A 6,116-nucleotide genomic window follows, 5' to 3' on the forward strand; every position below is an offset into this window, starting at 1 on the left:
AACGCCGAACGGCCACACCATCGACTCGGACAGAAACCACCGCTATCCTTCCTCCTCCAACATCTACCACAGTGCCAAAGGTGGTGGACGCATACATTCTATTGAGATTTGTGCGTTTTTTCGCATAGAATACGGGCACGGTATGCCCTGGTACATATCTGCTGCCCTTTGGGCGAAGGTGCAAGGGCAACGTATGTGCCGTAGTTTTGATTTTTTGCTCGTTATTCCACCCAATATGAGGAGATCGTTATGAGCAAGTTGACCACCACGTTGAAAGTTGCTGCCCTGATTCTGCCCCTCGGTCTTGCTGGTTGCGCCACCAGCTCCGACTTGGCCAAGGTTGCCGCCAAGGCTGACGCCGCGCAGTCGACCGCCAACGAGGCGCTCGCCAAGGCCAATGCTGCGCAGAACACTGCCAATGACGCCCTGAGCAAGGCCAATGCCGCGCAGAGCACGGCCGATCAGGCCATGAGCACCGCCAATGCCGCCAACCAGAAGGCTGAAGAAGCCAACGAGAAGGTGGAGCGGATGTTCAAGAAGGCGATGATGAAGTAAGGCTTATTGCCTTGTTGTATCAGGGCCCCACTCGGGGCCCTTTTTGTTGTTTATAGCAGACTCCCGGTCGATTGGGCACGAAGGACGACGAGGGTAGGTACCCCATCTGCCTGACGCAAGATCCGTAGGGCCTCCGTCCACGAGATCTCATAACCTGCGGGAATTTTGGCCTGTAACCACTGGCGAAATGCGGCTTCTTCCTCGCTGGAGGATTGCGGTGCATGCAGGGGAGGAAACACCTGCAGATAATACTCGCCCTCTCGTTCTCCCCATAACCAGGGCTGGTCCACCACCTCTACCGGGGTACCAACCGGAACCTGCTGAAAGAGGCTCTCGATGTCTTTGGGGAATAGGCGGATGCAGCCGTGACTGACACGCATCCCAACACCATAGGGCTTGTTGGTGCCGTGGATCAAATAACCCGCCCAGGCGAATTTGAGGGCATAGAGCCCCAGGGGATTATCGGGTCCGGCGGCAACGACAGCGGGTAGGGGGTCGCCGTTTTCGGCATGTTCGGCGCGAATGCTCGCTGGCGGTGTCCAGGTTGGATTGAGCACTTTGCTAACGATCTTGGTTTTTCCCAGAGGAGTAGACCAACCCTCGCGCCCAATACCGATCGGAAAGGTCTCGACCACCGCGCGATCTGCCGGGTAGTAGAAGAGGCGCATGGCCGGGAGATTGATGACGATCCCGCGCCGAGGAGCGGCGGGTAAAATATACTCACTGGGAATCAAAACGCTGGCTCCGACTTTGGGCAACCAAGGGTCGATGCCAGGGTTGGCTGATTTCAAAGCATCGTAGCCAACGTCTTGGTCTCGAGCGATATCGACCAAGGTATCTTCCTGTTGCGTTGTAATGTAATGAATGGCACCAACCATGTTATCCTTGCCCTGGGGTAGGGCGTAGGTGGCAGCTGACGCCTGCAGACAAGAAAGGCCGAGGAGCAGGAACAGAGCGAAAGGCCAGCGCATGCGAGACTCCTGTAAGACTACACTCGAAAAGTATTCTGCCAGAGCGACGGCGTTTCATCTGCTGCCTGTGGCAAGCGGTAGAAGGCATCGAATACCGTGCCGAAGCGCGTAATCCTTCCACCTTCTGGCCCGTCTAGTACCTCCGCCTGGGAAAAGCTGCCCAATATGGGACAGCGGGGAAAACGACTTCGCCAAAGGCGTAGATCATTTTCGGCGCTCGGAAAAAAGTCGCTGGCGCGCCCGGTAGAGCTGCTGATCCAGGCAAAGTCTGGTGGCCCTTGCTCTGTGTCGAGAAGTTCGAGAGCGGCGCGGGTATCGCGCAGGGCGGCTTCGGGATTGCGCCAAGCAAGAAAAACCTGGGTATTGGCAGTGAGCGGACGCTCCAACCACAAGCCGCTGCGGTTGGTGTCGGTGGCCAGAATCTGCACGTAGCGAACGTGCGATTGGGCATCTCGCTCGCCGAGGAGCAGGCGATCGAGGGGCAGGCGCTTGGCCTCGCGCAGGGCAAAGGGAATGTTGCGCGCTAGTAAGGGGAGGGCGGAGTAGCGCTCCAATTGCAGCAGGAGTGCGCCCTCCTGTCGATAATGGGGAAAGAACTCCGTTAGCGGGCTGATGCCCGTAGAGACCAATTGGCGATGCGTAATAGGTCCGAGAAAAGCGGTATGCAGCAGTTGGTGGGACTGCGGGTAGCGCCAGAACCAGGACTGTTTGCCGCTAATGAGTCCAAATTGCCCCCGTTCATGCGCGGGTAACTCGCCCCCATCCAGGTACTGCGGCTTGGCCCAAAGCAGGGAAAGTGTGCCTTGATCCCCCAGCCCCAGGGGCGGAGCCAGCAGCCAAAGAGCGCAGGCGGGTTGAGCAAAGACGATGTCGTCGTTGGCCAGGAGGCCAGGAAAGGATCCCGCGCGAATTTGCGGACATTGCAGACGCTTTGCCAAGCGTTGCAGGGCAGCGCCGGGCAGGGGCAGCTGGGCCGGGCTGAACAGGATCAGGGCACCACTGACGCGTGCCCGGGCGCCGCCCAAGGCCTTGTCCAAGGCCTGCTCGAGGAGGCGCTCCGGCCGCTGACTTCCCGCCGCGAAACCCGTAAGGATCATCGCGTTACGACAGTTCTTTGTGCGGCCAAGCGCAGCAATCTTGCAAGGTACAGTCGCGACAACGCGGACGGCGCGCCGTACACACGTAGCGTCCGTGCAAAATCAGCAAATGATGGGCATCTCGCCGATAGGCTTCGGGTACCACCTCGAGGAGGCGCTCTTCGACAGCACGGGGTGTGTTGCCTGGCGCAATGCCTAGACGGTTACCCAAGCGAAAAATGTGAGTATCGACGGCAATGGTAGGCTCGCCAAAAACCGTGTTGAGTACCACATTTGCGGTTTTTCTTCCCACGCCGGGTAGGGCCTCCAGGGCCTTTCGATCATGGGGTACTTCGCCCCCATGCTGATGCAGAATTTGCCCAGCCAAGGCATGGACGTTGCGGGCTTTGGTATTGAAGAGTCCTAGATGACGAATCTCCGCGCGGATTTGCTCCTCGCCCAAATCCCAGAGACTTTGCGCATCCGGAGCGCGGGCGAAGAGCCGAGCGGTACACTGATTGACGGCTTTGTCGGTGCTTTGCGCCGACAGCACCACGGCGACCAAGAGTTGAAACGGCGTTGCATACTGCAATTCCGTCTGCGGAGCGGGGATGCTTGCTCGCAGAGCAGCAAAGCAACGCTCAATGGTCTCCTGGTCCATACGCGGTGCCGCGGTGACCGCGACCTGTCTTTAGACGTGGCGGTAGCGACCGATTTCCGGGGCCTCAGGACGAGGATGCTCGGCAGCGACGGCATCGGCCGCTTTTACCCAGTGGTGGTGCTCTTCTTCTAGGGCGTGCAGGGCATCATGATCGAGCTTGGGGAGGATGGCACCCTTGATGAATTCGCCAAGATCGAGCAAGCGCGTGGCAATGGCATAGCCATGCAGGTGGAAGTCGTGATCGGCATGGGTGCCGAAGTGCGGATGTTCGCCAGCGAAAAGCACGCCTTTGCTTGCTTGCAAATCGGGATCGGCCTGGACAAATTTCTTCGTCCACTCGAACCAGTGCTCGAAATACACCTTTTGCGCCTCGAGGCTCCAGTTATGGGCTTCGAAAAAGGCGTAAACAGAAACGCGGTTGGCTTTGCCCGAAAACGGAAAATGACCTGCCATGGAAAGCTCCTCTGTGCAAAAAATCCGGCCGATTATAGCCCCATTTTCACTTTTGCGGATAGCAAGGGATTTTTTAGCGGGGATAACCCTCGCCAATGACCTTCGCCCCTGCCTGTCAAGGCCATTCTCAGCCACCGCCGAGAATGCGATGGTACAGCGCTACATATTCCTGTGCCGCTCGTCGCCAGCCGTAGTCTCCGGTCATGCCCCGGCGCTGCAGCTCCCGCCAGTGATCTTTATGCTGATAATGACGTAGTGCACGGTGAATGGCGTCGCGCAGTCCTTCCCGGGTGGCCGGGGCAAAGGCAAAGCCATTGCCGCCTCTGGCGTCGTAATCGATGTCGCGAACCGTATCCGCCAGACCGCCGGTGCTGTGCACGATGGGCGGACTGCCGTAACGCAAACTGAACATCTGGTTGAGGCCACAGGGCTCAAAGCGGGACGGCATCAGAAAGGCATCGATGCCTGCCTCGATGCGGTGCGCGAGGCTCTCGTTGAAGCCGATATAGGCGGCAGCCTGCCGTGGAAAGTCCTGCGCCAATCGACGGGCGGCATCCTGATATTGCGCCTCGCCGCTACCAAGGAAAATCAGCTGGATTCGCTCCCGCAGCAGTTCCGGCGCCAGATCAAGTACAAGATCGCAACCTTTTTGCTCCACCATGCGGCTGATCATACCGAGAACGAAGACCTCAGGATCGGGATAGAGACCGAGCTGATGTTGCAGCGCCGCTTTGCAGCGTGCTTTGCCGCGCAAATCCTGCACATGATAATGGGCGGGCAGATAGGGGTCGGCAGACGGATTCCAGCGCGCGTCATCGATGCCATTGAGAATGCCCGTCAAAACGCCGCTGCGCGCGCGTAGCAGGCCATCGAGTCCCATGCCGAAGGCCTCGCTTTGAATTTCTTGGGCATAACTTGGGCTGACGGTGCTGAGGGCATCGGCATAAACCAAGCCCGCCTTGAGGAAAGAAAAACTGCCGTAGAGCTCGGTGCCAGCGGGGTGAAAATCGGCGGCGGGAAGGTGTAATGCAGCGCGGACGTTGGGGGAGAAACGCCCCTGGTAGGCGAGATTATGGATGCTGAGCAAGGTTGCCGGTCTTGCTGCGCCGACGCGGCTTTCGAGGGCGAGCAGGTAGGGCGCCAGTGCGCCCTGCCAATCGTGGGCATGGACCAGATCCATCCGCCCCGGCAAAAAGGGAATGCGCCCTTGCGCGAGTTCCACTCCCATGCGGTTGAGATAGGCAAAACGCAGGGCATTGTCGGGCCAATCTTCGCCGTGGGCATTTTGGTAAATGCCGCCGCGCTCGTAGAGCTCTGGCGCGCGCACGAAGAGGGTGTGGGGGTCTTGCGCCAAGCTCCAGAGCTCGGCCTGACGGTCGGTATAGGGAGGGGTAAAACTCCCCAGGTAATGCAAGTCGCCGAGCTGTGGCTGACCGTAATAGGGTTGCAGTATCCAGGTTTCGATCCCGAGTGCACGCAATTGCCCTGGGAGCGCGCCGATGACGTCGCCAAGGCCGCCGGTCTTGGAGTAAGGCGCCATCTCCGACGCCAAAAAGAGAACCCGCACGTTGTTGCTCCTGCACCGAAAGAAATTGCGCTAAAAGTAACACCGGCCACCGTCGTCGGCCACTTTTGAAAGTTCCTTGGCGCTGCCGTAGTATGCCGCGATACCCGATTTGTGTGAGGATCAAAATGGATATCTGTGCGCGCTTCAAGGAGTTTCGCGATCGCGGCCGTTGTGTGGTCTATTTTCCCAACACCCATGCCGAGGAGGAGCCCGAGGCCTACAGCGCCTTTCTCGCCCTCATGCGGGTACAAATGGGGATCATGATTTTGGCTCCAGATCGGGAAGAGCGTTTTGAGCCCATCTACCGCGATGCGCTCAAATACCACTTGCAGACCATTCGCCATAGCCGTCTCTTTACCAGCTATGTGCCGATCAAATCGCGGGTGTACTTTGTAGAGACCATTGCAGTGCGCGATGCCTTTTATGCCTGTGCGGACTTTTGCGTGCCGGGAGGAACATTGGTGGGCGGTGAGGTGGACCTGCAAAGCCCCATCCGCGCCGGTTGCCCCATCCTCTTTGGGCCGAAGATGCCAGACAACGCCGATCGGCGTGGGCTGCTCGCTGCCGGGGCGGCGCGCTATGCCGAAACGCTCGAAGATATCGTCGAGCAGGCGCGGGATTGGCTCAAAGACCCAGCAAGTGCCAAGGCGGTTGCCGCCAAGGCGCAAGACTGGTGGCGTGCCCAGGGGCGCAGTTTGTAGCCGCTATCTGCCGCTCTTGATGCGGAAGGGGTAGAGAGACTCGTAAAAGTTATCCATGGCCGCGCCTTGGGTGTCGTAGCCCGTAACCTGCAGGCGATGGTCGATCACTTGGATGTACACGTGGCAGGCGCG

At 59.0% G+C, this 6,116-nt stretch carries 8 protein-coding genes; 3 read left to right on the forward strand and 5 right to left on the reverse strand.

The genetic code is table 11. The features are described from left to right. Positions 1–253, forward strand: a 253-nt coding sequence (locus RTI30_RS11835; protein WP_312260692.1) for a hypothetical protein, incomplete at its 5' end; no start/stop codon positions are given. Beyond that, positions 250–555, forward strand: a complete 306-nt coding sequence (locus RTI30_RS11840; protein WP_312260694.1) for an Lpp/OprI family alanine-zipper lipoprotein — start codon at positions 250–252, stop codon at positions 553–555. The genes RTI30_RS11835 and RTI30_RS11840, both read left to right, overlap by 4 nt. Positions 556–605: 50 nt before the next feature. Here RTI30_RS11840 and RTI30_RS11845 read toward each other — a convergent pair whose 3' ends face one another. The 5 genes from RTI30_RS11845 to glgA form a co-directional block, all read right to left on the reverse strand. Continuing rightward, complete coding sequence (locus RTI30_RS11845; protein ID WP_312260696.1) at positions 606–1,526, reverse strand: L,D-transpeptidase family protein; 921 nt, start codon at positions 1,524–1,526, stop codon at positions 606–608. A 17-nt stretch (positions 1,527–1,543) separates the two neighbouring features. Beyond that, positions 1,544–2,623 carry a hypothetical protein gene (locus tag RTI30_RS11850; RefSeq protein WP_312260698.1) on the reverse strand — a complete coding sequence of 360 codons (1,080 nt, stop codon included), beginning with the start codon at positions 2,621–2,623 and terminating at the stop codon, positions 1,544–1,546. 4 nt (positions 2,624–2,627) lie between these two features. Further along, positions 2,628–3,263 carry an endonuclease III gene (gene nth / locus RTI30_RS11855; RefSeq protein WP_312260700.1) on the reverse strand — a complete coding sequence of 212 codons (636 nt, stop codon included), beginning with the start codon at positions 3,261–3,263 and terminating at the stop codon, positions 2,628–2,630. Between the two features lie 30 nt (positions 3,264–3,293). Beyond that, positions 3,294–3,716 carry a hypothetical protein gene (locus RTI30_RS11860; protein ID WP_312260702.1) on the reverse strand — a complete coding sequence of 141 codons (423 nt, stop codon included), beginning with the start codon at positions 3,714–3,716 and terminating at the stop codon, positions 3,294–3,296. Positions 3,717–3,843: 127 nt separating this feature from the next. Further along, on the reverse strand, positions 3,844–5,283 hold the full coding sequence (gene glgA / locus RTI30_RS11865) for a glycogen synthase GlgA (protein ID WP_312260703.1): 1,440 nt from the start codon (positions 5,281–5,283) through the stop codon (positions 3,844–3,846). A gap of 125 nt (positions 5,284–5,408) precedes the next feature. Here glgA and RTI30_RS11870 point away from each other — a divergent pair, with 125 nt between their 5' ends. Next, the gene (locus RTI30_RS11870) at positions 5,409–5,984 is read left to right on the forward strand and encodes a 3-deoxy-D-manno-octulosonic acid transferase (protein WP_312260705.1); all 576 of its coding nucleotides are present in this window, start codon (positions 5,409–5,411) and stop codon (positions 5,982–5,984) included. Positions 5,985–6,116 lie beyond the last annotated feature (132 nt).

The organism is Candidatus Igneacidithiobacillus taiwanensis, assembly GCF_031962545.1.
Lineage (GTDB): Bacteria > Pseudomonadota > Gammaproteobacteria > Acidithiobacillales > Acidithiobacillaceae > Igneacidithiobacillus > Igneacidithiobacillus taiwanensis.

Excerpts from the sequence above, each read along its gene's own strand:
- RTI30_RS11840 (WP_312260694.1), top strand. The coding sequence starts at position 250 with ATGAGCAAGTTGACCACCACGTTGAAAGTTGCTGCCCTGATTCTGCCC.
- RTI30_RS11845 (WP_312260696.1), bottom strand. The coding sequence starts at position 1,526 with ATGCGCTGGCCTTTCGCTCTGTTCCTGCTCCTCGGCCTTTCTTGTCTG.
- RTI30_RS11850 (WP_312260698.1), bottom strand. The coding sequence starts at position 2,623 with ATGATCCTTACGGGTTTCGCGGCGGGAAGTCAGCGGCCGGAGCGCCTC.
- nth (WP_312260700.1), bottom strand. The coding sequence starts at position 3,263 with ATGGACCAGGAGACCATTGAGCGTTGCTTTGCTGCTCTGCGAGCAAGC.
- RTI30_RS11860 (WP_312260702.1), bottom strand. The coding sequence starts at position 3,716 with ATGGCAGGTCATTTTCCGTTTTCGGGCAAAGCCAACCGCGTTTCTGTT.
- RTI30_RS11870 (WP_312260705.1), top strand. The coding sequence starts at position 5,409 with ATGGATATCTGTGCGCGCTTCAAGGAGTTTCGCGATCGCGGCCGTTGT.